24 protein-coding genes and 2 pseudogenes are annotated in these 25,093 nt (G+C 34.0%); 22 read left to right on the top strand and 4 right to left on the bottom strand.

Annotation, left to right across the window (positions count from 1 at the left end):
* Nucleotides 1–520: 520 nt before the first annotated feature.
* Genes radA through LQU93_RS05360 form a run of 4 tightly spaced genes read right to left on the bottom strand, consistent with a single transcriptional unit; the run spans nt 521 to nt 3,629 of the window.
* Nucleotides 521–1,861 carry a DNA repair protein RadA gene (gene radA, locus LQU93_RS05375; protein ID WP_229932858.1) on the bottom strand — a complete coding sequence of 447 codons (1,341 nt, stop codon included), beginning with the start codon at nt 1,859–1,861 and terminating at the stop codon, nt 521–523.
* Nucleotides 1,836–2,204 carry a VanZ family protein gene (locus LQU93_RS05370; RefSeq protein ID WP_229932857.1) on the bottom strand — a complete coding sequence of 123 codons (369 nt, stop codon included), beginning with the start codon at nt 2,202–2,204 and terminating at the stop codon, nt 1,836–1,838. The genes radA and LQU93_RS05370 overlap by 26 nt, the downstream gene beginning before the upstream one ends.
* On the bottom strand, nt 2,197–3,063 hold the full coding sequence (gene ftsY / locus LQU93_RS05365; RefSeq protein ID WP_229932856.1) for a signal recognition particle-docking protein FtsY: 867 nt from the start codon (nt 3,061–3,063) through the stop codon (nt 2,197–2,199). Before ftsY ends, LQU93_RS05370 begins: the two co-directional genes overlap by 8 nt.
* A complete protein-coding gene (locus tag LQU93_RS05360; RefSeq protein WP_229932855.1) occupies nt 3,063–3,629 on the bottom strand; it encodes a TlpA disulfide reductase family protein in 567 nt (188 codons plus the stop codon). Before LQU93_RS05360 ends, ftsY begins: the two co-directional genes overlap by 1 nt.
* Nucleotides 3,630–3,713: 84 nt before the next feature.
* On the opposite strand from LQU93_RS05360, the gene LQU93_RS05355 reads away from it, so the two are divergent.
* From LQU93_RS05355 to LQU93_RS10145, 22 genes and pseudogenes are all read left to right on the top strand, one after another.
* Nucleotides 3,714–4,382: a 5-formyltetrahydrofolate cyclo-ligase gene (locus tag LQU93_RS05355; RefSeq protein ID WP_229932854.1), complete on the top strand. Its 669-nt coding sequence runs from the start codon at nt 3,714–3,716 to the stop codon at nt 4,380–4,382.
* Nucleotides 4,315–5,868, top strand: a complete 1,554-nt coding sequence (rny, locus tag LQU93_RS05350) for a ribonuclease Y (protein ID WP_229932853.1) — start codon at nt 4,315–4,317, stop codon at nt 5,866–5,868. Before LQU93_RS05355 ends, rny begins: the two co-directional genes overlap by 68 nt.
* Nucleotides 5,865–6,449, top strand: a complete 585-nt coding sequence (locus LQU93_RS05345; RefSeq protein WP_229932852.1) for a lipid-binding SYLF domain-containing protein — start codon at nt 5,865–5,867, stop codon at nt 6,447–6,449. Before rny ends, LQU93_RS05345 begins: the two co-directional genes overlap by 4 nt.
* A 2-nt stretch (nt 6,450–6,451) precedes the next feature.
* Entirely contained in the window at nt 6,452–7,021 is a 570-nt protein-coding gene (locus LQU93_RS05340) for a DedA family protein (protein ID WP_229932851.1), read from the top strand.
* Complete coding sequence (locus LQU93_RS05335; protein ID WP_229932850.1) at nt 7,018–8,289, top strand: YdgA family protein; 1,272 nt, start codon at nt 7,018–7,020, stop codon at nt 8,287–8,289. The genes LQU93_RS05340 and LQU93_RS05335 overlap by 4 nt, the downstream gene beginning before the upstream one ends.
* 118 nt (nt 8,290–8,407) lie before the next feature.
* Nucleotides 8,408–9,085 carry a F0F1 ATP synthase subunit A gene (locus LQU93_RS05330; RefSeq protein ID WP_229932849.1) on the top strand — a complete coding sequence of 226 codons (678 nt, stop codon included), beginning with the start codon at nt 8,408–8,410 and terminating at the stop codon, nt 9,083–9,085.
* Between the two features lie 111 nt (nt 9,086–9,196).
* The gene (gatB, locus tag LQU93_RS05325; protein WP_229932848.1) at nt 9,197–10,618 is read left to right on the top strand and encodes an Asp-tRNA(Asn)/Glu-tRNA(Gln) amidotransferase subunit GatB; all 1,422 of its coding nucleotides are present in this window, start codon (nt 9,197–9,199) and stop codon (nt 10,616–10,618) included.
* Complete coding sequence (locus tag LQU93_RS05320) at nt 10,615–11,505, top strand: NAD(P)H-dependent glycerol-3-phosphate dehydrogenase (protein WP_229932847.1); 891 nt, start codon at nt 10,615–10,617, stop codon at nt 11,503–11,505. Before gatB ends, LQU93_RS05320 begins: the two co-directional genes overlap by 4 nt.
* A complete protein-coding gene (locus LQU93_RS05315) occupies nt 11,502–12,557 on the top strand; it encodes a glycoside hydrolase family 3 N-terminal domain-containing protein (protein ID WP_229932846.1) in 1,056 nt (351 codons plus the stop codon). The genes LQU93_RS05320 and LQU93_RS05315 overlap by 4 nt, the downstream gene beginning before the upstream one ends.
* Nucleotides 12,554–13,708 (top strand): NAD(P)/FAD-dependent oxidoreductase, encoded by a 1,155-nt coding sequence (locus LQU93_RS05310; RefSeq protein ID WP_229932845.1) that lies wholly within the window; start codon nt 12,554–12,556, stop codon nt 13,706–13,708. Before LQU93_RS05315 ends, LQU93_RS05310 begins: the two co-directional genes overlap by 4 nt.
* Before the next feature lie 124 nt (nt 13,709–13,832).
* The gene (locus LQU93_RS05305; RefSeq protein ID WP_229932913.1) at nt 13,833–14,924 is read left to right on the top strand and encodes an aminotransferase class I/II-fold pyridoxal phosphate-dependent enzyme; all 1,092 of its coding nucleotides are present in this window, start codon (nt 13,833–13,835) and stop codon (nt 14,922–14,924) included.
* Between the two features lie 2 nt (nt 14,925–14,926).
* On the top strand, nt 14,927–16,711 hold the full coding sequence (locus LQU93_RS05300; RefSeq protein ID WP_229932844.1) for a nucleoside-diphosphate sugar epimerase/dehydratase: 1,785 nt from the start codon (nt 14,927–14,929) through the stop codon (nt 16,709–16,711).
* Nucleotides 16,708–17,598 (top strand): PDC sensor domain-containing protein, encoded by an 891-nt coding sequence (locus LQU93_RS05295; protein ID WP_229932843.1) that lies wholly within the window; start codon nt 16,708–16,710, stop codon nt 17,596–17,598. The genes LQU93_RS05300 and LQU93_RS05295 overlap by 4 nt, the downstream gene beginning before the upstream one ends.
* Nucleotides 17,595–18,209, top strand: a complete 615-nt coding sequence (hisH, locus tag LQU93_RS05290) for an imidazole glycerol phosphate synthase subunit HisH (protein ID WP_229932842.1) — start codon at nt 17,595–17,597, stop codon at nt 18,207–18,209. The genes LQU93_RS05295 and hisH overlap by 4 nt, the downstream gene beginning before the upstream one ends.
* Complete coding sequence (hisA, locus tag LQU93_RS05285; RefSeq protein ID WP_229932841.1) at nt 18,206–18,916, top strand: 1-(5-phosphoribosyl)-5-[(5-phosphoribosylamino)methylideneamino]imidazole-4-carboxamide isomerase; 711 nt, start codon at nt 18,206–18,208, stop codon at nt 18,914–18,916. The genes hisH and hisA overlap by 4 nt, the downstream gene beginning before the upstream one ends.
* A 69-nt stretch (nt 18,917–18,985) precedes the next feature.
* On the top strand, nt 18,986–19,351 hold the full coding sequence (locus tag LQU93_RS05280; RefSeq protein ID WP_229932840.1) for a chemotaxis response regulator CheY: 366 nt from the start codon (nt 18,986–18,988) through the stop codon (nt 19,349–19,351).
* A complete protein-coding gene (locus tag LQU93_RS05275) occupies nt 19,351–20,190 on the top strand; it encodes a 50S ribosomal protein L11 methyltransferase (protein WP_229932839.1) in 840 nt (279 codons plus the stop codon). The genes LQU93_RS05280 and LQU93_RS05275 overlap by 1 nt, the downstream gene beginning before the upstream one ends.
* A gap of 9 nt (nt 20,191–20,199) precedes the next feature.
* The gene (gene ftsH, locus LQU93_RS05270; RefSeq protein ID WP_229932838.1) at nt 20,200–22,110 is read left to right on the top strand and encodes an ATP-dependent zinc metalloprotease FtsH; all 1,911 of its coding nucleotides are present in this window, start codon (nt 20,200–20,202) and stop codon (nt 22,108–22,110) included.
* Between the two features lie 15 nt (nt 22,111–22,125).
* On the top strand, nt 22,126–22,851 hold the full coding sequence (pssA, locus tag LQU93_RS05265) for a CDP-diacylglycerol--serine O-phosphatidyltransferase (RefSeq protein WP_229932837.1): 726 nt from the start codon (nt 22,126–22,128) through the stop codon (nt 22,849–22,851).
* A gap of 138 nt (nt 22,852–22,989) precedes the next feature.
* The gene (locus LQU93_RS05260) at nt 22,990–24,510 is read left to right on the top strand and encodes a 2-isopropylmalate synthase (RefSeq protein WP_229932836.1); all 1,521 of its coding nucleotides are present in this window, start codon (nt 22,990–22,992) and stop codon (nt 24,508–24,510) included.
* Between the two features lie 215 nt (nt 24,511–24,725).
* Nucleotides 24,726–24,828, top strand: a pseudogene (locus LQU93_RS10150) (IS1595 family transposase); the annotation flags it as partial.
* Between the two features lie 27 nt (nt 24,829–24,855).
* Nucleotides 24,856–25,047 (top strand): annotated as a pseudogene (locus LQU93_RS10145) (IS1595 family transposase); the annotation flags it as partial.
* Nucleotides 25,048–25,093: the final 46 nt, after the last annotated feature.

Below are 25,093 nucleotides of genomic sequence, written 5' to 3'. Positions count from 1 at the left end.
GAAAATTTAGCAAAGCTACATAAAAGAAATTTGTAAAATTTCAAAATTAAAGTTGATGAAATTTTAAATTTAATGGCGTCTAAATGCTAGGATATCACAAAATTTAAAGCGAGATTATTTTGCGTTGGCTAAAGCAAAATATTGTGCGGTAAGTGCTGTGGTGTGGCAAGTGATTAGTTTTAACTTTGCTTTTTTATATTAAAGCAAGATGGCAAAGTCTATGATTGCAAAAATGAGTTTTAAATGGTAAAAATAACGTAATTGACATATAAATTTTATGGATTTATTACAAAGCTATAAGTAAAATAATAAAAAAAGTAATTTATTGTTGTATTTAAAAGAGTTTGAAGTGAAGCTAGATAAAAGAAAATCTTTATCGCCTACTTGTGGCTAAAGGCTAAACTAAGTAGAAAATTTGCTAAATTTATAAGAGTTCTTATGAAGTAGAAAAAATTACTTGGTTTGGATTAAAGTTTATTTATATAAAGCCTATCAAATGCCATTGGCTTATTTTTGTAATCTAAAACCACTCTAGTACTTGCGTTATCTCTTTTGCATAAAAGCACTTCATGTCGTGTGTTTGTAGTGGTTTGCTAGGTATTATTGCAGTTTTAAACTTTTGCCTTTTTGCCTCTTTTAATCTCTCATCGACATTAAAGACATCTCTTATTTCTCCATTTAAGCTAAGCTCTCCGATGAATACGCTATCTTTGCTCATTGGGCGATTTTTGTAGCTTGAAATTATAGCAGCAACTACAGCTAAATCGGCAGCTGTTTCTGTTATCTTAACTCCGCCTGAGACGTTTACAAACACATCATAATGTCCAAGCGGAATTTCTAATTTTCGCTCAAGCAGAGCCAAAAGCATATCAAGACGATTTTTTTCATATCCGGTTGAGCTTCTTTTAGGATATGCACTTTCGCTTACAAGGGCTTGAATTTCGATACTTAAAGCTCTAGAGCCCTCCATTATGATAGTTATTGCTGAGCCGCTTATTGCGTTGCCACGAGTGAAAAATTTGCTTGAAATTTCGGTTGCCGGAAGCAATCCTTGTGTGCTCATCTCAAATATTCCAACTTCACTAGTTGAACCAAATCTATTTTTAAACCCACGTAGCATTCTAAGCTCACGCGATGCATCTCCTTCAAAATAAAGAACAACATCAACCATATGTTCAAGCACTCTAGGACCAGCTATTTGCCCATCTTTTGTGATGTGTCCGATTATGAAAACGCATATGTTTAGATCTTTTGCGAGCCTCATTAGTTCAAATGTTATCTCTCTTACTTGTGAAACCGAGCCAGGTGCTGATCCGACGCTTTGGCTATATAGAGTTTGGATTGAATCTATTATTAAGACTTTGTATTTTTCTTTTTTTGCTTCATTTAAGATTGTTTCTAAATCGATTTCTGTTAGTAGGTATAAATTTTTATCTATTGCATTTAGTCGCTCAGCTCTCATTTTAATTTGACTTGCACTCTCTTCGCCACTTACGTAAAGTGTTGGTTTTCCACTTTTTGCTAGATTTGATGAAATTTTAAGCAAAAGTGTTGATTTACCAATCCCTGGACTTCCTCCAATTAGCACCAATGAGCCTTCAACTACCCCACCACCCAAAACCAAATCAAGCTCAGTATCGTTTGTGCTAAAACGCGTGATTTTTTCAACTTGCACCTTGTCTATGCTTAAGGCTTTTGATGGCGATGTTGAAATTTTAGCTAGTTCTTGGCTTACTTTGATTTGTTCTTTGCTAAGTTCTATAAAGCTATCCCATGCCCCACAGCTTGGGCATTTGCCTATCCATTTACTTTGTTGGTTGCCACAACTTTGACACTCAAAAACTACCTTTGCTTTTGCCATTTTTTACCCTTTTTGTAATTAAATTTGTTATAAAAATGCAAAATAAAGCACCAAACATAATTCCGATACAATCAGCCACTATATCAAAAAGGCTAAAAAAGCGATTTGGTAGCATACTTTGGACTATTTCTATTTGGATACCATAAGCTAGAAGTATCAATATTTTGCTTAAATTTTTTAGCTTAAAACCAAAGTTTAAAAGAACATACAACACAAAAAACGCCAAGATATGATTTGTTTTATCCCAAAAAACTTCATTTATGGCTATTTGTTTGGATGTTGTTGCAAGAAATTCAACGGCTACAATTGTAATCAAAAATCCAAATTTAAAAAAATTATGCAAAAATCGCATCCATTAAATCATCTAAAAACTCATCTGGATTAAATGCAATTAAGTCATCCATGCTCTCGCCAACACCTATGTAAAGTATAGGCAGTTCTAACTCACGTGCTACACCAAATAATGCCCCACCTTTTGGTGTTCCATCAAGTTTGGTTATAATAACTCCATCGAGTTTAACTATATCATTAAACGCCTTTGCTTGAGCTACTCCGGCATTGCCTTGAGTGCCGTCAAGGATTAAAATTTTACGGTGAGGGGCTTTTTCGTAAGCCTTTGTTGAAATTCTTACAATTTTGTTTAGTTCGTTTGCTAGATTTGTTTGATTTTGAAGTCTTCCGGCCGTATCTAATATAACCCTATCTATGCCCTTAGCAATCGCTGAGTTTATTGTATCAAACGCTACTGCTGATGGATCGTGTCCTTGCTGTGTTGCTACTATTGGCACATCTACACGAATAGACCATTGTTTAAGTTGCTCTATCGCACCAGCTCTAAACGTATCGCAAGCGCCTAAAATTACACTTTTTTTATTTTTTTTGTATAAATTTGCAAGTTTGGCTATGGTGGTAGTTTTGCCAGCACCATTTACGCCAAGTATTAGCTCTACAAATGGCTTATCGTCTGGTATTATTCTCTCTTTTTCGTATATAAAATAGCTTGACATTACATGTCTTAAATCGGCTCTTTTTACTTCATTTTGAGGTGGCAGATAGTAAATTATCTCTTCAACGATATCGTATGTCACATCGGCTTCTAAAAGCAACTCTTCAAGCACATCTTTTGTGATTATTTTATCTTTTTTTGCTTCACTAATTACACCAAAAGTCTTAGCAAAGCCCTTTTTTATCAAGCCAAACATTACTCTACCGCCTTTAAAATATCACGTTGCAGCATCTCTTCAGGCACCAAGCCAACATATGAGCGATAAAGCTCTCCATTTGGCTTGTAAAGTAGTGATGATGGAAGCCCTATAATGCCACCCAAAGCCTTTTCTAGTTTAAAATTTTCATTTCCTACAGCAACTTTGTATTTGATTTTATGTTTTTGCATAAAGTCTTTGATTTGATCTTGTGTTTTGTTTTCTATTAAGACTGCTATTATGTTTAGCTCTTTTTTAAATTTATCATTTAGATTGTTTAAATGTGGGATTTCAGCTCTGCATGGGGCGCACCATGTAGCCCAAAACACAAACAATGTTGCTTTGTTTTTATCAGCTATTTCGATTTTATTGTTTTTTGCTACAACAAACAATGACTGTCCGTTTGTTAGTGTTAAATTTGCATCCTTAACCTGCATTTCTTGGACTTTATTTGATGCTATGCTTTCTTTTGTTGTTTGATTTAAGTCGCTTTTTGTTTCATCTTTTTTATCGCAACCAGTTATAAAAAATAACACAAAAAATATCGATAATAGTTTTAATCTCATTATTATTGCCTTCACTGTTTAAATTTAAAAACAATCATTATATGAAATTTTACTTAAAATTTCGCTCAAATTTTGAGTTTTATTATGCATGATTATGGTATCATATGTGAAAAATATGGAATAAATTTTATGATTAGTAAAAATTTTATACGACAGCAAAATATAAACAAAATGAAAAAATACACAAAAATTTTTGCACCGTCAAGACATTACAAGCTCATATCAACACTTTATAAACTTATAAATTTAAAAAAGCCAAAAAATATTTTATTATTTATGCCACTTCCATACGAGCCAAATGTTTATAGATTAAGAAGAAAATTAGCAAATAAACATAGTATTTTTGTTCCATTTATGGTAGGGCTTAGTTTAAAAATGGTAAAATTAAGGCAGCCATTTAATATTAAGAAATTTAATGTAAAAGAGCCAGTAAATCAGCAATTTGCAAATTTCAAGATAGACATGGCGATAGTTCCAGTAGTTGGGGTCGATAAAGATATGGCTAGAATAGGTCACGCAAAAGGCTATTATGATAGATTTTTTTCGTCATTGCCGTATAGAGTAAGTGATGTTGTTTTTGTGCAAATTTTAGATATGTTCATAGATTTTAAAATTTCTCAGCCACATGATTTAGTTGGAGATTATTACCTAACTACTAAAAAAAATTATGTAAAAAGAGGAAAAAATGATAGAGATTTTAGTAGGATTAGGAGCCGGTGCGGCGGGCATTGGTGTAGGGTATGCAGTAGCTAAAAAGATAAATGATGCAAACTACAATATATTTTTAGCACAGGCAAAAGCAAAAGCAAAAGCAATAGAACATGAAGCTGAGCTAATACTAAAAAATTCAAAAATTTCAGTCCAAGAAGCTGAGTTTGAAGCAAAGAAAAAATATGATGAAAAAAGTATAAAACTTCAAAAAGACTACACAATCAAATTTGATGAATTAAGCAAAAAAGAGCAGACGTTACTAAATGAAACAGAATTATTAAATAGTTCAAAAAGTGCTTTAGAGCGTGAAAAAATAGAGGCACAGACAATATATGAAGAGGGTGTAAATCTAAAAACCATATATCAAAATAAGGTTGCAGAGGCACTTAAGGTGCTTGAACATGCGGCTGGTTTAACAGAAGACGAGGCTCGTGAAGTTGTATTAAAAAAAGTCGAGGAAAAAAGTCGTGCCGAGATAGCACATATAGTAAGAAGGCATGAAGAAGAGGCCAAAAAAGAAGCCAAAAAGAAGGCAAACTACATTTTAGCACAAGCAACTTCTCGTTTTGCTGGAGAATTTGCAGCTGAAAGGCTTATAAATGTCGTTAATATAAAAAATGATGAGTTAAAGGGCAGGATAATCGGCAAAGAGGGTCGCAATATCAAGACGCTTGAGATGGTACTTGGTGTTGATATTATTATAGATGATACGCCAAATGCGATTATTTTAAGTAGCTTTAATTTATACCGAAGAGCAATAGCAACTCGTGTGATTGAACTACTTGTTGAAGATGGCAGAATACAACCAGCACGAATTGAGGATTTGCATAAAAAAGTGACTGATGAATTTGAACAAAGCATATTAGAAGAGGGCGAAAATATAGTAATTGATCTTGGGCTTAATAAAATGCATCCTGAGATAGTAAAGCTAATTGGAAAGTTGAAATTTAGGGCTAGTTATGGGCAAAATGCTCTAGCTCATAGCTTAGAAGTGGCTTATTTGGCTGGTATTATAGCGGCCGAGACTGGCGGAGATGAGAAATTGGCTAAAAGGGCTGGAATTTTACACGATATTGGCAAGGCTTTAACGCATGATTTTGAAGGTTCTCATGTGGATTTGGGTGCTGAGATATGCAAACGCTATAAAGAACATCCAGTTGTGATAAATGCTATATATGCTCATCATGGACACGAAGAGGCAACAAGTGTAGAAAGTGCGGCGGTATGTGCGGCCGATGCACTAAGTGCGGCTAGACCTGGTGCTAGACGAGAGGTTCTTGAGAGCTTTTTAAAACGTGTTGAAGAGATAGAAAATATAGCAAAAAGCAAGGACGGCATAAAACAAGCATACGCTATAAATGCTGGTCGTGAGATACGTGTAATCGCAAATGCAAAGCTTATAAATGACGATGAGGCTGTGCTAGTTGCTAAAGAAATTGCCGCTGAGATTGAGGCAAAAGTGCAGTATCCTGGCGAGATAAAGGTTAATGTCATACGAGAAACTAGGGCTGTAGAGATGGCTAAATGAGAAAAATTTTAATCATTTTTTTATTAGGATTGGTTGCATTTGCTAATGAAGAGCTTATGCTAGATTGTGCAAATTCTTATATAATGTGCAAACGTGCAAACAAAGAAGCACCGTTTTATACTTTGATGTCGCAATCAAAAGCTGTCGTTGTGCTTCCTAGTGTTAAAAAGGTTGGATTTTTGCTTGGTGGCATGGGTGGCAGTGGTGTGATGATAATAAATCCACTCTCTAAAGATAGACGTTTGGTTGGGGTGGATATAAAAGCGGGGAGTTTAGGGCTTCAGGTCGGCTATAAAGATTCTGCTTTGGTGATGTTTATACTTCGTGATAGCATCGTAGCTGATATACAAGATGGAAAATTTACGTTTGGAGTGGAGGCTAGTTTTTCCTTTGGTGATATTAATCGAGGTTTTAATAAAGTTAAAAGTTTTGATTTTTCAAAAGATGTATATGTGTATGCGACAAATGGAGGTTTTTTTGCAGGAGCAAGTTTTGCTGGGGTTGTGCTATCTTCAAATGAGACTAAATTTAAAAATGATGGCTATGCATATTCACAATTAATTCAATCAATAAGTAGGTAAATATGCATGATATGTTAAGTAGTCTTAGCACATATGGTTATGTGGTTTTGTTTTTATACTCTCTTGGTGGCGGAATGGTTGCGATTGTCGCTGCTGGGATTTTAAGCTATATGGGAAAGATGGATATTGGAGTAAGTATAGTTGTGGCATTTTTAGCAAATGCTATAGGCGATAGTGTGCTGTTTTATTTGGCTAGATTTAACAGAGCCGCCGTAATGCCATATTTTAAAAATCAAACGAGAAAATTAGCTTATGCACAAATTTTAATGAAAAAACACGGCGATAAAATGATATTTTTTCAAAAATATATTTATGGGGTAAAGACATTAGTTCCACTTGCGATCGGACTTACAAAATATCCATATGTAAAATTTAACGTTTTAAATTTTATAGCAGCAGCGATTTGGGCATTATTACTTGGATTTGGTAGTTATTATGCTAGTGATGCATTTATAAAAGTGGCTGACTACCTTGGTGATAATAGCTGGATAATGCCAGTTTTTATGCTGTGTCTGCTTGGCGGAACTTGGTTATTTTTAGAAAATAAAACAAAGAAAAAGGAACAAAAATGAAAAAGTTAGTGTTTGTGTTGTTGGTTTTTATAGCACTTGTTTTTGGGTTTATAAAATTTGCTAATGATAAGATTATTAAAGCACACGACACAGCTGTAGAAAAACTGCAAAATAGCACTCATGCTGAAGTTATATATGATACCTTGCAAAGTGAAATTTTAAGCTCACAAAGCACGATTGGGTTATTGTTGCAAACTGCACTTGGCGAACTTAAGGTAGAAATTGTTACACAGGCATCTAAAAACCCATTAAATGTGATTTTGCAAAAAAGTAGTGCTAATTTTGTTGTGAAAATTTTAGAAACAGATGATGATTTTATGCTAAAGTTTATGAGTGATATTTTGGCAACTGGCAACATTAAGGCTGGATTAAAAAATTATGATGTAAGTATGAAATTTCAAGACTTAGATTATGATGGTTTAATTTTTAAAGATATACAGATTGATTCTATAACAACAACTAATTATTTAATGCAATCTGCTAAATTAATGATTGGTGATGTTTTATTAGAGCAAGGTTATGTAAAAAATTTAGTTGCTATCACGCATTCTGATATTCCACTAAGCGTTTATGATTTTTTAAATACAGCATATTATGGAAAATCTGTGATAAAAATAGATGAGATATCAATTGCCGATCAGGACACGATAAAAGATGTATTTTTAGATAGTAAATTTGTTAAAAACGATAAAAGTTTAGGCGATAGCAAAGATATTTTAAAGATAGGTAGTTACACTCATGGTGATATGATTGTTAAAGATATTAGCATGGTTGGTGGTGTTAAAAATTTTGATTTAGTTTCATTTAATGAAATCATGAAGTCATTACAAGAATTAGACACTCAAAGTGATAACTATTTAAATGATGCAAATAAAATCTATCTTGAAAATTTACCTAAATTTTTATCACATGATTTGAAATATGCATTTGAACTAAAAGCTACTAGCAATAAAAATAATAAAATTGATATTGTATTTGATATCTCGATTGATGATTTTGATAAATATAGTGGCGAACTTGGAGAAAGGATACTTCAATCTCTTAAAATGAACTCAAAAATTATATTTAGTCCAAATTTTTCAGAATTTTTCTCAAATTTAGAAAGCTTAAAAGAGATGGAAGATTCTTTAAAGGCACAGGGTTTCATTATAGATGAGAATGGCAAAAGTGTCATAAATCTAGTTTATGATAAAGAGCAGGGTGATGTTATTGTAAATGATACTTTGCCTTTGTGGTCGACGATTTTTATGCTTTTTGCTGGATTTTAACTTAAATTGTGAAAAAATAACTAAAATTTAATAAAATTCTAATGTTATTGAAAAAATTAAAAAATTTTTAATATTCCTTAGGATAAAATTACAACAACATTTTAAAAAGGTGGTTTAAATGAAAGATTTGTTTTTGTTTTCTGATCTTATCGTGCATTCTCACTCATTTGTGTATGCATTTCACTTTTTACTAATTACGCTTATTATTGTGTTTGTAGCACGCATGGCTACTGCAAGGATGCAATTGGTGCCAAGCGGTGTGCAAAATATAGTTGAAGCGTATGTGCTTGGTGTTCTTTCTATGGGCAAGGATACTTTAGGCTGTGAAAAGCTATCTCGTAAGTATTTACCGCTTGTTGCAACTATTGGCATGGTAGTATTTTTTGGTAATGCTATTGGCATAATACCAGGTTTTGAATCTCCAACATCTAGCTTAAATCTTACGCTAACACTTGCTTTGATTGTGTTTATCTACTATCATTATGAGGGTATTCGTGAAAATGGCGTGATAAAGTATTTTAAACATTTTATGGGACCTAGCAAAATTTTGGCTCCATTGATGTTTCCAATAGAAATCATCTCTCACCTATCACGTATTATTTCACTATCATTTCGTCTTTTTGGTAACATTAAGGGTGATGACTTGTTTTTAATGGTTATGCTTACGCTAGCACCATTTATTGCTCCGCTTCCAGCTTATGCACTTCTTACACTTATGGCTGTGCTTCAAGCATTTATCTTTATGATGCTTACATTGGTCTATTTAGCTGGTGCTGTTACAATCGACGAACACTAATATTTAAGGCCGACTTGTTCGGCTTTACTCTTTTTATTTACAAAATTCTCATTTAAAATTTAGTTAATTTTTGATAAAATAGATAAAATTTTACACTTAAGGTTTTATCACATGTTTGAAGTCGTTATCGGACTTGAAGTTCATACTCAATTAAACACTAAAACAAAAATTTTCTGTTCTTGTGCCACGAGTTTTGGTGAAGAAGCAAATACGAATGTATGTCCTACGTGTTTGGCTCTACCTGGTGCTTTGCCAGTTTTAAATAAAGAAGCAGTAAAAAAGGCCATTAGTTTTGGGACGGCTGTGAATGCTACTATTAATAGAAAATCTGTTTTTAATCGCAAAAATTACTTTTATCCAGACTTGCCAAAAGCGTATCAGATATCGCAATTTGAAGTGCCTATTGTTGAAAATGGAGAGTTGATTATTGAAGTAAATGGCGAGAAAAAACGCATAGGCATAACTCGTGCTCATTTAGAAGAAGATGCTGGTAAAAATATCCATGAAGATGGCAGAAGCTTGGTTGATTTAAATCGTGCAGGAACGCCACTACTTGAGATTGTAAGCGAACCTGATTTAAGAAGTAGCGATGAGGCTGTTGCATATCTTAAAAAACTGCACTCTATTTTGCGTTTTTTAAATATATCTGATGCAAATATGCAAGAGGGTTCTTTTCGTTGCGATGCAAACGTAAGCATTAGACCAAAGGGTGATACCAAGCTATACACACGCGTTGAGATTAAAAATTTAAATTCATTTAGATTTATACAAAAAGCGATAGAGTATGAGGTGGAGCGTCAAAGTATCGCATGGGAAGATGGCAAATATGATGAAGAGGTTTATCAAGAAACTAGACTTTTTGATACTGTAAATCTCGTAACTCGCTCAATGCGTGGCAAAGAAGATAGTGCAGAGTATAGATATTTTCCAGATCCTGATTTGTTGCCGGTTGAAGTTAGTGATGAGATGTATAATGAAGCGATCAAGATACCAGAGTTAGCCGATGAAAAAGTCACTAGATATCAGCGTGAATTAGGCATAAAAGAAGAAGATGCTTTAAATTTAGTAAGTTCTGTCGAGATGGCAAGATATTTTGAAGCATTAATTGATGATAAAATTTCGCCAAAACTTTGTGTTACATGGGTATTAGTCGAGTTGCTTGGAAGGCTTAAAAATGGCGTAACTATCGAAAATAGTCCTGTTGATGTGGCAAAAATGAGCAAGCTCCTAAAACGCATAGAAGATGGCACAATAAGTGCAAAGGCTGCTAAAGAGGTGCTTGATTATGTTATGGAAAATGACGGTGATATAGATGTCGTGATAGAAAAACTTGGCTTAAAGCAAGTAAGTGATGATGGTGCGATAGAGGCAATAATAGCAAATGTAATAAGTGTAAATGCTGACAAAGTTGCCGAGTATAAAAATGGCAAGGATAAGCTGTTTGGATTTTTTGTAGGACAAGTGATGAAAGAGGGCAAGGGGGCATTTAATCCGGCAAAAGTAAATGAGCTTTTATTAAAGGCTCTTGCTTGAAAATAGCCGTCATTGGTGCTGGGAAGTGGGGAACTGCACTATTTCATGCTTTGTCACAAAATAACGATTGCGTTATTAGCTCACGAACAAAACGCGATATGCAAAATTTTGTCGAGTTAGATGAGGCGTTAGCGTGTGAATATATAGTTTTTTGCCTATCGTCACAGCACACACACTCATGGTTGCGGCAAAATTTTAAGTTTAATAATCAAAAAATATTAGTAGCAAGTAAGGGCATACAAACGAGTACTAAAAGATTTTTAAATGAAATTTATGAAGATTTTTTGCCCGCTGAAAATTTAAGCTTTTTGTCTGGTCCAACATTTGCCAAAGAAGTAGAAAAACAACTTCCTTGTGCCTTGGTTATAAACTCAATAAATGATGAAATTTCAGCCAAATTTGCTTCGTTTTTTCCAAAATACATAAAAGCATATACTTCAGATGATGTTGTAGGTGCTGAGATATGTGGTGCATATAAAAATGTAATAGCCATAGCTGGTGGTATATGCGATGGCTTAGGACTTGGAAATAATGCAAGGGCTAGTTTAATCTCACGTGGGCTTGTTGAAATGGCTAGATTTGGACGCAAATTTGGTGCCAAAGATGAGACATTTTTGGGGCTTAGTGGAGCTGGAGATCTGTTTTTGACGGCTTCGTCGGTTTTGTCTCGCAATTATAGAGTTGGTATCGGACTTGCTAAAAATGAGAGCTTAAATAAAATCTTAAATGAACTAGGTGAAGTTGCTGAGGGGGTTGATACGTCTTATGCTATACGCGATATATCAAAAGACAAGGGTATATACACTCCTATTGCAAATGAAGTTTCAGCTATGCTTGATGGTAAAGATGTGTATGAAAGCGTAAAGGCGCTATTAGAAAAAAGATGAAAAATTTAAAATTTTTAATATTTTTTGTTTTAATTATTTTTGTTAATGCCAAAGAAATAGGTCTAAGAGAGCAAGTTTCTCAAATGATAATTGTAGGCTTTCATGGTAAAAATTTAAATGAAGTCACTACAAAAGCGATGTTAAGCGATCTTAGTTATAATAGATTTGGCGGAGTTCTTTTACTTGGGCGAAATATACAAGATCCTAATCAATTGCAAACCTTGACAAATGAGATAAAAAAGCGTCAAAAAAATGCTTTTATAAGCATAGATGAAGAGGGTGGGGTAGTAACTAGATTTAAAGCTGATAGTTTTAAAATGAACTTTGCAAGTGCCCTAGATGTAGCTTCTAGCGTTGATATAAACGATGCTAAAATACTTTATGATGATATGGCTCAGAAATTAGCACAATATGGAATAAATTTAAATTTTGCACCAGTTTTGGATTTGCATGATGAGCTATCGCCTATAATTGCTTCTAAAAAAAGGGCTTTTAGCAAAAATCCAGCTAAGGTTAGTCTATATGCTAGTGTATTTATAGACGCTATGAGTGAAAATTCAATACTATCTACGATCAAGCATTTTCCAGGTCATGGCAGTGCAAAGCAAGACTCGCACAATGAAAAAACATACATAATGCTTACAAAAGAAGCATTAAATCCATTTAAAACACTCATATCCGAAAATAAAGCAAAACTGGTAATGATAGGACATATTTATGTTAAAAATTTAGATGAAAAATATCCAGCTACTTTATCTAGCATAGTAATCAATGGACTATTAAGAGATGAGCTTGGCTATGATGGTGTGGTTGTAAGTGATGATATGATGATGAAAGGTGTGGCTGGACTTAGCTTAAAAGAGCAAATTATACGCTATATAAATGCTGGTGGCGACATCTTGCTGTTTTCTGAGTTTAAAATAGATGGTAAGCGAACGGCTGATGTGGTATATGAGTATATTAAGCAGGCTGTAAACGACGGAGAGATCTCAAAGCAAAGAATTAAAATTTCATATGATAGAATAATGAAACTCAAAAAGGAATTAAAATGAAACGACCTAAGATTATAGTTATAGGTGCAGGTTATGCTGGGATTGCATTTTTAAAAAGTTTAGATGAAGAGTGCTTTAGGTTAGGGGATTTTACCATTATAAACAAAAACTCATATCATTATCATTCTACAATGCTTCACAAGGTCGCAACTGCTGAGAAAAGTGGAAAAATAATGTTTGATTTGCGTGAAATTTTACATCCTGAAATAAAAATCATCCAGCAAGCTGTTACTGATATAGATGAGATTGGACGTATAGTAACGACTGAACATGGTAAATATGAGTATGATTATTTGGTGTGTGCTGCAGGTTTTGAAAAAGAGAGTTTTAATCTAGAAGGTATTGAAAATGCAATGTTTATTGACTCATATATACAATCAGGCAGGATAGCTGAGACTATAAAGCTTAAATTTGAAAATGCATTGCAAAACAATACCGGCATGAATGTAGTAGTATGTGGAGGCGGGCTTACTGGTATTGAATTTGCTGCTTCATGTGCTGATATGCTTAAGCATAAGTGCAAATTTCATGGCATAAGTGATAAGAATTTTAATGTTCATTTAATAAGCTCTACTCCTAGACTTTTGACTTTTTTTAGTGAAAAATTATCTAAAAAAACAGCAGATAGATTGGAAAAAATGGGCGTAAAGGTAACTCATGGCACCAGAATTGTGTCGCTAGATAAGGGTAGAGTAAATTACGAAGGCGGACATTTAGAGGCTGATTTGATAGTATGGACGGCCGGTGTAAAGGGTGCAAGTATCGTTAGCGATAGTGATGTAGAAAACGATAGAGGGCGTGTTAAGGTTGATGCAAAACTGCATGCCCCAGATCATAGTGAGAGATTTTATATAGGTGATGTAAGTGCTGTGAGTGATGGCAAGGGTGGATATTACCCGCCAACAGCACAGATAGCTTGTGAGCAAGGTGCTTATTTGGCTAGACAATTTAAAGCTATTTTAAATAATGCTTCATTTGATGAAAATTTTAGTTTTAAAAGCAATGGCATTATTTGCTCAATTGGCGATAGTTACGCTACTGCACTTGTTATGGGTTTTGAGATGAGCGGATTTATTCCATCTATTTTAAAGACTATTGTTAAGAAAAAGTGGAATGTCAAAGTCTTTGGTCTAAAGGGTGCTATTTTATAATCGCATTGTGATTTGTTGTTGTGTTTGGGTTTATAAAACGATATTTTAAAAATAATGTTGTGAGTTTAAAAGACTAATTTAAATATTAAGTGCTAAAATTCACGTAAATTTTAAAGGATATACCATAGATAGGGTTTTTTTATCGCCACCAAATATGAGTGGCAAAGAGCAAGAGTATATAAAAGAGGTTTTTAAAAGTAATTACATTGCTCCGCTTGGTAAGCATGTTAATAAGTTTGAAAATAGCATAAAAGACTATACTGGTGCAAAGAATGCACTTGCTCTTAGTTCTGGGACATCTGGGCTTCATCTAGCACTTAGGGTTTTGGGTATTACGCAGGGCGATGTGGTGCTTGCATCTAGTTTTACATTTATGGCATCAGTTTCGCCGATACTTTATGAAAAGGCAACGCCTATTTTTATAGATTGTGATGAGAGCTGGAATTTAAGTCCAGAGTTGCTTGAAAAAGCGATAAAAATAGCCCCTAAAAAACCAAAAGCTCTAATTTTAACCCATCTTTATGGACAAGCATCAAAGATGAAAGAAATTTGTCAAATTTGCAATGAAAACGACATTGCTTTAATTGAAGATGCTGCTGAAGCACTTGGTGGATTTTATGACAATAAGGCACTTGGGACGTTTGGACGGCTTGGTATTTATAGCTTTAACGGAAATAAGATAATTACAACAAGCGGCGGAGGAATGCTTGTTGGTGATGAAAAATTAGTTGAGAAGGCTCGTTTTTACAGCACTCAAGCACGTGAGCCATTTTTACATTATGAGCATAATGAGTATGGATATAATTACAGATTAAGCAATATTTTAGGTGCTGTTGGCGTAGCACAAATGGAGGTTTTAGAGCAAAGAGTTTTGGCAAAAAGGGCTGTTTTTGAAATTTATGAGCGTGAGCTTAGCGATGTGATCGAGTTTATGCCAGAGCTTGAAAATTCCCGTGGTAACAGATGGCTAACAACCGGTGTTTTTAAGGACAAAGGCACACATTTGCGTGTTATAGACGCACTTGCAAAGCAAAATATCGAAAGTCGTCCATTGTGGAAGCCGATGCATTTACAACCTGTATTTAATGGTGCCTTAAGCGTAATTGATGGCACTAGCGAGAATCTTTTTGAGCGTGGTATTTGTCTTGCAAGTGGTAGTTGTTTGGATAAAAATACACAACAAAAAATCATACAAATAGTAAAGGATAATATTTAAAGATGTTTTATGCTACAAAATTAAAACGTCTAATTTTCTTTTTGATCTGTGATGTAACTATATTTTTATGTTCTATTTATTTTTCATACTTGCTTAGATTTAATGGAAATATACCTGAAATCTTCTATCAAGGATTGATTTTTACTCTTGTTTTGATGTGTATAATTAAATTAAATTTTATGTGGTATTTTAAGATTTATAGAGTGCCTTGGAGATTTTTTGGACTAAATGAAGCACGTAAAATTTTCATGGTGCATATTTTTTCTTTTTTGATTTTTAGTATTTTGTTTTTTATATTTGAAGATCTTTTTAATCCGTTTCCAAGAAGTATTTTATTTATAGATTTTGTTATGTCATATTTGCTTATTGGTGGGCTTAGGATCTCAAAACGCATGTTTATTGACTTTTCAAAACGCGGACAAAAAGGGGAGCCATGCATTGTGCTTGGTGCTACAAGCAAGGCACTTCATGTTTTAAAGGGGCTAAAAAGTGGCTATTTAAATTATTATGCTGTTGGTGTTGTTGATGGTAGAAGTGAGCTTGTGGGAACATATTGTGATGGGCATATGGTTCAGTCTAAAAGCGAGATAGTAAATCTCATTAAAGAGTATGATGTTAAAACTGCCATCATAGCTTTTAGTATAGAGCAAGATGAGTTAAAAGATCTATTTGATGAGCTTATAGGCTATGGTATTAGGGATATTAAAATTTTCTCACTAATTGAAAATGAACCGATTAAGGATGTTTCGATAGAAGATTTATTAGCTAGAAAACCAAAGGATTTAGATAAACAAGTTGTTAAGAATTTTATAAACAACAAGGTTGTCTTAGTAACTGGAGCAGGCGGCAGTATTGGTAGTGAAATAGTAAAACAGTGCTTAAGTTATGGGGCTAGTAAGTTGGTTATGGTTGAAAATAGTGAGTATAATTTGTATAAAATTTCAGAAGAAATAAGCGATCGGCGAAGTATCGCAAAAATGATAAATATATTAAATTTTAATGAACTTGATGAAATTTTTGCCATGCATAAGCCAGATATAGTAATTCACGCAGCAGCATATAAGCATGTACCACTTTGCGAGCTAAATCCACACCAAGCTGTAGAAAATAATATCATTGGCTCAAAAAATGTAGTTGATATATCCAAAAAACATTCAGTCAAAAAGGTGGTTATAATTTCTAGTGACAAGGCTGTGCGTCCGACAAATATCATGGGTGCGACAAAACGAGTTTGTGAGTTATATGCACTTAACTCAAATGACGATAAGACAGAGATAGTTTGTGTGCGTTTTGGTAATGTTCTTGGTTCAAGTGGATCTGTTATACCTAAATTTAAATCCCTGATTGCACAAAATAGACCATTAAGTGTTACTCACCCTGATATTACAAGATATTTTATGCTAGTTAGTGAAGCTTGTCAGCTTGTGCTTCAAGCAGCATCTATAGCACGAGGTGGTGAGCTTTTTGTGCTTGATATGGGTGAGCCGATAAAAATATTGGATTTGGCTAAAAAGATGCTTTTATTATCAAATAAAGAACATCTTGGCATAGAATTTACAGGTCTTAGAATGGGAGAAAAGCTTTATGAAGAGCTGTTGATTGATGAAAATGATGTTAAAACTGAATTTAAAAGCATATTTGTTACTAGTTCAAATCCTTATGAAATTTCAAAATTAAATGATGAAATTTTAAATTTACTAACACTAAAAGATATCGAAATCCCAACTGCATTAAAGGCTATAGTGCCAGAATTTAATCATAAACTAAATTTAAAAGGACAAAATTGATAATCAAAGATATACAAAATTTTAGCTCAGTTCGTTATAAGGCTAGGGCTTATATGACGTATCTATTTGAGAAAAATATACCAAATTACTCGCCAGCTGTAAGTTTAGAAAATATAAAGCTAGGCTTTGAAAAAATGGCTCATGAAATCGATAGCATAGATGCTTTTTATGTGCTTGATAAAAGTGGTGTGCAAATAGGCAATACAACAAGTTTGCAAGAGTGTTATGTGTTTGGAGATGGCGAAAATCGCTCAAATAGAGCCTACTACTACCTAGCTGTAAAGGAAAAAAGATTAGTTATAACCGATCCATATCCTTCTAGTTTAAACGGTAAGCTTTGTGTGACGGCTAGTTTGCCAGTTTATGATGAAAAAAATGAGCTTATATACGTTGTGTGCGTGGATATATCTCTTAAAAATTTATTAAGCATTGCCCATCCAGGACGACTTGATAACTACTTTGGTGTATTTTTGCGCTCTGTTTATACTGCATTTTGCTTGGCACTATTTATGGTGTGTGCATTTTTGTTTTGGCATGGAGTTAAGAGCTTTATTGAGCATACTTCAGATATCGAAATAGAGCATATTTTTGAATCAACTATTATTTTAACACTTGCACTTGCTATTTTTGATTTGGTTAAGACTATTTTTGAAGAAGAGGTTATAGGTAAAAGTCGAAATGACTCAAGTGTGATGTATAAGACTATGGTTAGATTTGTTGGCTCTATAATAATTGCACTAGCAATCGAAGCTCTTATGCTTGTGTTTAAATTTGCCATAACTGCACCTGAGAATATCATAAATGCTATCTATTTAATAGGTGGCGTTGCGGTATTAATGATAGCACTTAGTGCTTATTTATTTAGCGTAAAAAGAAACGAAGTATGAGTAAAATAGGCATAATTGATTATGGTGCAGGAAATATACAAAGTGTTATAAATGCATTTAATTTTATTGGCAAAAGGGCTGTTTTAATAAGCAAGGCTAGTGAAATTTTTACTTGTGACAGGGTTGTTTTGCCAGGAGTTGGTGCATTTGCGCATGCCATGACTAGATTAAAAGAGCGTGGATTTGATAGTAGTATACGTGAGTTTGTGGCTAGTAAAAAACCGTTTTTAGGCATTTGTCTTGGTATGCAACTTTTATTTGATAAAAGCTATGAATTTGGAAAATGTGCTGGTTTGGGACTTATTAGCGGAGATGTTGTGAAATTTAACGAGAATAAAATAGATCTTAAGATACCACATGTTGGTTGGAATAGCATGAAATTTCATCAAAAAACACCTATAAATTTTGATTTAAATCAAAGTGAGTATTTTTATTTTGTTCATAGTTTTCATGCCGTTTGTGATGATAAATTTGTTCTTGCTACAAGCGAGTATGGATATGAGTTTGTTTCGGCGGTTGCCTATGAGAATATCTATGGTTTTCAGCCTCATCCAGAAAAAAGTCATGATGTTGGGCTAAAAATTATTAAAAATTTTACGGAGATAGCATGATAATATATCCAGCAATTGATTTAAAGCAGGGCAATGCTGTAAGATTAAGCAAAGGCGAGATGAGTTCGGCTAAAATTTACTCACATACACCTTGGGATTTGGCACAAAATTTTCAAGATATGGGTGCTACTTGGCTTCATGTTGTTGATTTAGACGGAGCATTTGCAGGCGAGCCACTAAATTTAAAAACAATAAAAGCAATTGTCAAACATACAAATTTAAATGTTCAAGTTGGTGGTGGAATTCGTGATGAAGAGCGTATAAAAACTTATCTAGACATGGGTGTTACCCGTGTTATATTAGGCTCTGTTGCACTTAAGGATCCAGATTTTGTAAAAAAAATGGCACAAAAATATCCTATCGTTGTTGGCATAGATGCTAAAGATGGCTACGTGGCAACCGAGGGCTGGGCTGATGTAAGCAAGATAAAAGCTAGTGATTTGGCTTTAAAATTTGCTGATGCTGGTGTTTGTGGCATAATTTGCACCGATATTTCAAAAGATGGAATGCTTGGTGGGGTTAATGTTGATTTTACTCTTGAAATTGCACATGCTAGTGGTGTTGAGACTATAGCAAGTGGTGGTGTTAGTGGATTTGATGATATTTTATGCTTAAAAAACACAAAAGAGATTTCTGGAGTAATAGTTGGCAAGGCGTATTACGAAGGAAAAATTGATTTAAAATATGCTTTTAGTCAAGTTTTATAAATTTTAAAGCTTTAATAAATAAAAATTTGCTAGAATAGAGCATTTTTACTAAATTAAAAAGGATTTTGAGTGAAAATTTTAGTTGTAGATGATAGCTCAACAATGAGAAGAATTATAAAAAACACACTGCAAAGACTAGGTCATCAAGATATTTTAGAGGCCGAACATGGTGTAGAAGCTTGGGGATTACTTACGCAGCACCCTGATGTACAAGTTTTGATTACTGACTGGAATATGCCTGAGATGAATGGTTTGGAGTTGGTAAAAAAGGTTCGTGCTGAAGAAAAATATGTAGATATGCCTATTATAATGGTAACCACAGAAGGTGGTAAAGCTGAGGTTATTACCGCTTTAAAAGCTGGTGTTAATAACTATATTGTTAAGCCATTTACTCCGCAAGTATTAAAAGAAAAACTTGAGGACGTTCTTGGTTAATGCAAGATAGTATTTTAAATGATAACTATTATGAGTTGAGTGTAAAGACTCATAATTTTTACGATAATATTATAGATCTTATTTTTTCATTAGGCTTTGAGAGTATTCAAGAGCGTGATAATGAGATAATATTACGTGATGAGAGTGATTTGGTTGATGTGGAATTTGGCATAAACGAGTATGCCAAAGCTCTTGCGAATGCTTTAAATTTACAAAATGACTTAACTACAAACATTACAATTTGGCAAAATAAAGACTGGATTAATGAGTATAAAAAAGCAGTAAAACCAATAATGGTGGATAATATTTATATCCATCCAAGTTGGGAAGAACCGGTAAAAAATGCAATAAATATTATCATAGATCCAGCTCTTGCTTTTGGTTCAGGGCACCATGAAAGCACAAACATGTGTTTGGGTCTAATTCAAAAATATGCAAAATCTAATATGAATGCCATTGATGTTGGTTGTGGAAGTGGGATACTAAGCATAGCTCTAGCAAAGCTTGGTTGTAATGTTAGTGCGTGTGATACCGATGAGCTGGCTATTCAAAGCACATTAGAAAATACAAAATTAAATAACGTCAATATAGATAAAATTTGGACTGGATCAATTGCTGGATTGGATACCAAATATGATATAGTTGTTGCAAATATAATTGCCGATGTTATATTTATGCTTCAAAATGATTTAAAGAAAATTTTAAAACCTAACGGATATTTGATTTTATCTGGGATTTTAAACAAATATGATGATAGAATTAAGAGACAGTTTGGAGAATTTGAGCTTGTTCAAAAATGCGAATTAAATGATTGGATAAGCTTTGTATTTAAAAATTAAGAGGAAATAATGAATAAAAATGAAAACAATAATAATGGATTTTTTAACAAAAATCCAATTTTGATTTTTGCTGTTTTTGCTATTGTGATTGTGGTGTTGTTTAGAAGTTTTAGCGATTCTGAATTTGGCTCAGATATGATATCTGCAAATACTCAAACAAAAAATTTGGCTTATTCTGATTTTAAAGATTATATTAAAAAGGGGCAAATTTCTCAGGTAGCAATAGCCGAAACTACAATAAAGGCTGTCGGCACAGATTATAGTGTATATATGATAAAACGCGTAAATGATCCTACTTTAGTTCCAGTACTTGAAGAAGCAAAAGTTCAATACACTGCTTTTAGTGAAAGAAATTGGCTTAGTGATTTGCTATTTTCATGGGTATTGCCTGTGTTTATATTCTTTGGTATATGGATGTTTCTTGCTTCTCGTATGCAAAAAAATATGGGTGGTGGACTGCTTGGAGTTGGAAGTGCAAAAAAGTTAATTAACTCAGAAAAACCAAAAGTAACATTTGCTGATGTGGCTGGTGTAGAAGAGGCAAAAGAAGAAGTTGAAGAGATAGTTGATTATCTAAAAGATCCTGATAAATATTTGCGCCTTGGTGCAAAAATACCAAAAGGAATTTTGCTAGTAGGCCCTCCTGGTACCGGCAAGACACTTCTTGCTCGTGCTGTTGCTGGAGAGGCAAACGTTCCATTTTTTTCTATGTCGGCCTCTAGTTTTATTGAGATGTTTGTTGGGGTTGGAGCATCTCGCGTTAGAGATTTATTTGAAAACGCAAAAAAAGAGAGTCCTGCTATTGTTTTTATAGATGAAATAGATGCAATTGGTAAAAGTAGAAATTCTGGGCCGATGGGCGGAAATGATGAAAGGGAGCAAACACTAAATCAATTGTTATCTGAAATGGATGGTTTTGATGCTGATAAAGCACCAGTTATAGTCATAGCGGCCACTAACCGTCCTGAAATTTTAGATGCTGCACTTTTACGACCTGGTCGCTTTGATAGACAAGTGCTTGTTGATAAACCTGATTTTAAGGGTAGGATTGACATACTTAAGGTACATATGAAGGATGTTAAAATTTCAGACAATGTTGATTTGCAAGAGATTGGGCGACTTACAACTGGACTTGCCGGTGCTGATTTGCAAAATGTGATAAATGAGGCAGCGCTTTTAGCTGGTAGAAAATCAAAAAAAGTTGTAGAGCAGAGCGATTTAATAGAAGCCGTTGAGAGATCCATAGCTGGGCTTGAGAAGAAATCTCGTCGTGTAAATAAAAAGGAAAAACGAATTGTTACATATCACGAAAGTGGTCATGCACTAATAGCGGAACTAACAAAAGGTGCAAAAAGAGTGAGTAAAGTCTCAGTTGTGCCACGTGGTTTAGCAGCACTTGGATATACTTTAAACACACCTGAAGAGAATAAGTTTATGATGCAAAAGCATGAACTTATAGCTGAAGTTGATGTGCTTCTTGGTGGGCGTGCCGCTGAGGAAGTATTTATAAAAGAGATTTCAACCGGTGCTAGTAATGATCTAGAAAGAGCAACAGACATCATTAAATCAATGGTTAGTATTTATGGTATGAGTGATGTGGCTGGGCTTATGGTTTTAGAAAAACAAAGAAACAATTTTCTTGGCGGACAGACCATAAAAGACTATAGTGACAAAATGGCTGAGAAAGTTGATGAGTTTGTAAAAACAATGCTTTCACAACGATACGAAGCTGTTCTTGATACATTACGTGCATATTCTGGTGCTATTGAAAATATGGTTTTAGCATTATACGATGAAGAGACTATTGACGGAGCCAAAGTGCGTGAGATTATTAGAAATTATGAAGAAGCAAATGGTTTAGAAACACGTTTGGTTGAACATGAAGAAGATGATGATATTAAAAAACAACTTGAAAAATAAGTATAAGGTATAGTGATGAAAAATTTACAAAAATTGCAACTAATGTATATATTGCCAAATCTATTTACGGCTGCTAGTGCTTTTATGGGTATTATTAGCGTTATAGCCGCAATTAATGGACAATATTTTAAGGCAATTTTGTATATTTTTTTATCGCTTATATTAGATGGGCTTGATGGCAGAGTTGCTAGACTTACAAAAACTACTAGTAAATTTGGTGTTGAGTTTGATAGTTTGGCGGATTTGGTTGCTTTTGGAGTAGCTCCAGCCATACTTTTTTATCTTACTATTGGTGCTCAGTTTGGCAAACTTGGTGCATTGATGAGTGCTATGTTTGTAGTATTTGGAGCTATTAGATTGGCTAGATTTAATATCACTACAGGCACATATGAGCCAAATGTTTTTATAGGGCTTCCTATTCCAACAGCAGCAGTTGTGAGCGTGGTTTGGGTTGGATTTTATCTAGATTATGAGTTTTTACGTGGATATGAGTGGCTGTTTTTGATTTTGCAAGCTATTTTGGCTATATTAATGGTTAGCAACATACGTTATCCTAGCTTTAAAACAATAAATTTAAAACAAGCTCATGTTTTAAGGATTTTAGTAATTTTAATTATTGCATTTTCTATGATATATTTATACCCTATCGAGAGTGCTACGCTTGTTATGAGTGCGTATGTTATTTATGGGCTTGCTCGTGCTTTTATAATGTTTAAATTTTCAAAAAAGGAAGAGTCGTGAGCATAGGGGTTATAAAAGCTATAAAATTTCTTCCAAAAATTGAAATAAAAAACCTACTACTGCTACTTAGGTAGCAACAAAATTTAAACTTAACTCATTATAATTACCAAAAAATAAAAATTGTCAAAAGGAAATATGATGAACGATAATAAAATTATAATATTTGATACAACATTGCGTGATGGAGAGCAAAGCCCTGGTGCTTCTATGAATACGGCTGAAAAGTTGCAAATTGCACTTGCACTTGAGCGTTTGGGGGTTGATGTTATGGAGGCTGGATTTGCTGCAGCTAGCGCTGGGGATTTTGATGCGGTAAATCAGATAGCAAAACAAGCGTCAAATATCACGGTTTGCTCACTATCTCGTGCGTTAGAAAAAGATATAAAAACGGCTGCAGATGCGATAGCACCAGCAAAGAACAAACGCATTCATACATTTATCGCAACAAGTCCTATTCATATGGAGTATAAGCTTAAAATGAAGCCAGATGAAGTTATAAAAAGAGCAGTTGATGCCGTGATGTATGCCAAGAGTTTTTGTGATGATGTTGAGTTTAGCTGTGAAGATGCTGGACGAAGTGAGATATCGTTTTTAAAAGAGATATGCGATGCAGCTATAGGTGCTGGTGCTAAAACCATAAACCTTCCTGATACGGTTGGATATAGATTACCATTAGAAATTTCGGCTATGATAGAACAAATGGTGAAATTTATAGATGGTAGAGCCATAGTTTCAGTGCATAATCACAATGATCTTGGTTTGGCCACATCAAATTCACTAGCTTCTATTGTGGCTGGTGCTAGACAGGTTGAATGCACAATAAATGGCATTGGAGAGCGTGCCGGAAATGCTGCACTTGAAGAGATAGTTATGGCTATTAAAACACGCCAGGATATATTTGCACCGCTTTATACCGATATAATTGCAAAAGAAATTTATCCAATATCTAGACTAATTGCCACCATTACTGGTATTGAGCCGCAGCCAAATAAGGCAATAGTTGGCAAAAATGCTTTTGCTCACGAGAGTGGCATACATCAAGATGGTGTTTTAAAGCATAAAGAAACTTATGAGATTATATCTGCTGAAAGCATAGGTCTTGAGAAAAATTCTTTAGTTTTAGGCAAACACAGTGGTCGTCATGCATTTAAAGATAAGCTTATCTCTCTTGGATTTGAGCTTGATGGTGACGCATTAAATACGGCATTTGAGAAATTTAAGGATTTAGCGGATAAGAAAAAAGATATTTTTGATGATGACATAAGGGCGTTAGTATCGCAAGAGATAACAAAAATCCCACAAGCATATGAAATAGTAGGATTGCTTCAAAGTAGTGGAGGAGATCTTGCTAGTGCATCAATTAGCATTAAACACAATGGCGAGATCATTAGCGATTCTGCTCTTGGAAATGGCACGGCCGATGCGATATTTAAGGTTATTGATAGGATAAGTAGCATAAGTGGCGTCTTAAAAGATTACAAGGTGATTGCTGTATCTCAAGGCAAGGATGCTTTAGCTAAAGTTGATGTTAAAGTTGAGTTTGAAGGCTCACATGCTGTTATGGGGCATGGGCTAGATATAGATACTATGATGGCAAGTGCAAAGGCGTATGTTGCGGCATTAAATAGCTATATACGAATTAAGTCATTGCAAATTTAATTATTGATGCTTTAGGTTTTATACCTTAATGGTCAATTTAACTTAAAGCTCATTTTATTTGCTTTAAGTTATGATTTTACTGATGAAAAACAAGTATATTTATCGTTATTAATTTCAGAAGCCAAATTTAAAGAATTTTGAAATATTTTCACACAAACCTGTCTCGTTTCACTCGCCATCACTTCGCAGTGGCAGGTTTCTTGCGTAGCAGAGTAAAAACGCCTGTATTTGGCTTACTTAAAAGAGACGGTAAAGTTTATACTCGTAAAAGTTAAAAACTACTCTACAAGTGAGCTTTTACTGATACTTAAAAAGTTTATGACGGGCTTGTTGATTATGCTGCATTGTGCTCATTATAGGGTTAAGCATTGTAAAAATGAATTTGCTAATGGTAAAAACCATATAAATAAAATTGAGAGTTTCCCTACTTTTGCTAAACATAGATTAAGCAAATTTAAATGTGTAAAACGAGATAACTTTTTGTTACACTTAAAAGAGTGTGAATTTAGATTTAATAACCATGACAATCTCTATTAAATTTTATTAAAATTGATAAGAGAAAATAGGGTTAAGTTAAATTGAG

This window comes from Campylobacter majalis, assembly GCF_905120465.1.
Taxonomy (GTDB): domain Bacteria; phylum Campylobacterota; class Campylobacteria; order Campylobacterales; family Campylobacteraceae; genus Campylobacter_A; species Campylobacter_A majalis.
Note: the sequence above shows the minus strand (reverse complement) of the source record. Positions and strands in the feature narration are given on the sequence as shown.

What these genes read in the sequence shown, in the direction of transcription:
- radA (WP_229932858.1), bottom strand. Translation starts at nt 1,861, where the DNA reads ATGGCAAAAGCAAAGGTAGTTTTTGAGTGTCAAAGTTGTGGCAACCAA.
- ftsY (WP_229932856.1), bottom strand. Translation starts at nt 3,063, where the DNA reads ATGTTTGGCTTGATAAAAAAGGGCTTTGCTAAGACTTTTGGTGTAATT.
- LQU93_RS05360 (WP_229932855.1), bottom strand. Translation starts at nt 3,629, where the DNA reads ATGAGATTAAAACTATTATCGATATTTTTTGTGTTATTTTTTATAACT.
- LQU93_RS05355 (WP_229932854.1), top strand. Translation starts at nt 3,714, where the DNA reads ATGCATGATTATGGTATCATATGTGAAAAATATGGAATAAATTTTATG.
- rny (WP_229932853.1), top strand. Translation starts at nt 4,315, where the DNA reads ATGATAGAGATTTTAGTAGGATTAGGAGCCGGTGCGGCGGGCATTGGT.
- LQU93_RS05345 (WP_229932852.1), top strand. Translation starts at nt 5,865, where the DNA reads ATGAGAAAAATTTTAATCATTTTTTTATTAGGATTGGTTGCATTTGCT.
- LQU93_RS05340 (WP_229932851.1), top strand. Translation starts at nt 6,452, where the DNA reads ATGCATGATATGTTAAGTAGTCTTAGCACATATGGTTATGTGGTTTTG.
- LQU93_RS05335 (WP_229932850.1), top strand. Translation starts at nt 7,018, where the DNA reads ATGAAAAAGTTAGTGTTTGTGTTGTTGGTTTTTATAGCACTTGTTTTT.
- LQU93_RS05330 (WP_229932849.1), top strand. Translation starts at nt 8,408, where the DNA reads ATGAAAGATTTGTTTTTGTTTTCTGATCTTATCGTGCATTCTCACTCA.
- gatB (WP_229932848.1), top strand. Translation starts at nt 9,197, where the DNA reads ATGTTTGAAGTCGTTATCGGACTTGAAGTTCATACTCAATTAAACACT.
- LQU93_RS05315 (WP_229932846.1), top strand. Translation starts at nt 11,502, where the DNA reads ATGAAAAATTTAAAATTTTTAATATTTTTTGTTTTAATTATTTTTGTT.
- LQU93_RS05310 (WP_229932845.1), top strand. Translation starts at nt 12,554, where the DNA reads ATGAAACGACCTAAGATTATAGTTATAGGTGCAGGTTATGCTGGGATT.
- LQU93_RS05300 (WP_229932844.1), top strand. Translation starts at nt 14,927, where the DNA reads ATGTTTTATGCTACAAAATTAAAACGTCTAATTTTCTTTTTGATCTGT.
- hisH (WP_229932842.1), top strand. Translation starts at nt 17,595, where the DNA reads ATGAGTAAAATAGGCATAATTGATTATGGTGCAGGAAATATACAAAGT.
- hisA (WP_229932841.1), top strand. Translation starts at nt 18,206, where the DNA reads ATGATAATATATCCAGCAATTGATTTAAAGCAGGGCAATGCTGTAAGA.
- LQU93_RS05275 (WP_229932839.1), top strand. Translation starts at nt 19,351, where the DNA reads ATGCAAGATAGTATTTTAAATGATAACTATTATGAGTTGAGTGTAAAG.
- ftsH (WP_229932838.1), top strand. Translation starts at nt 20,200, where the DNA reads ATGAATAAAAATGAAAACAATAATAATGGATTTTTTAACAAAAATCCA.
- pssA (WP_229932837.1), top strand. Translation starts at nt 22,126, where the DNA reads ATGAAAAATTTACAAAAATTGCAACTAATGTATATATTGCCAAATCTA.
- LQU93_RS05260 (WP_229932836.1), top strand. Translation starts at nt 22,990, where the DNA reads ATGAACGATAATAAAATTATAATATTTGATACAACATTGCGTGATGGA.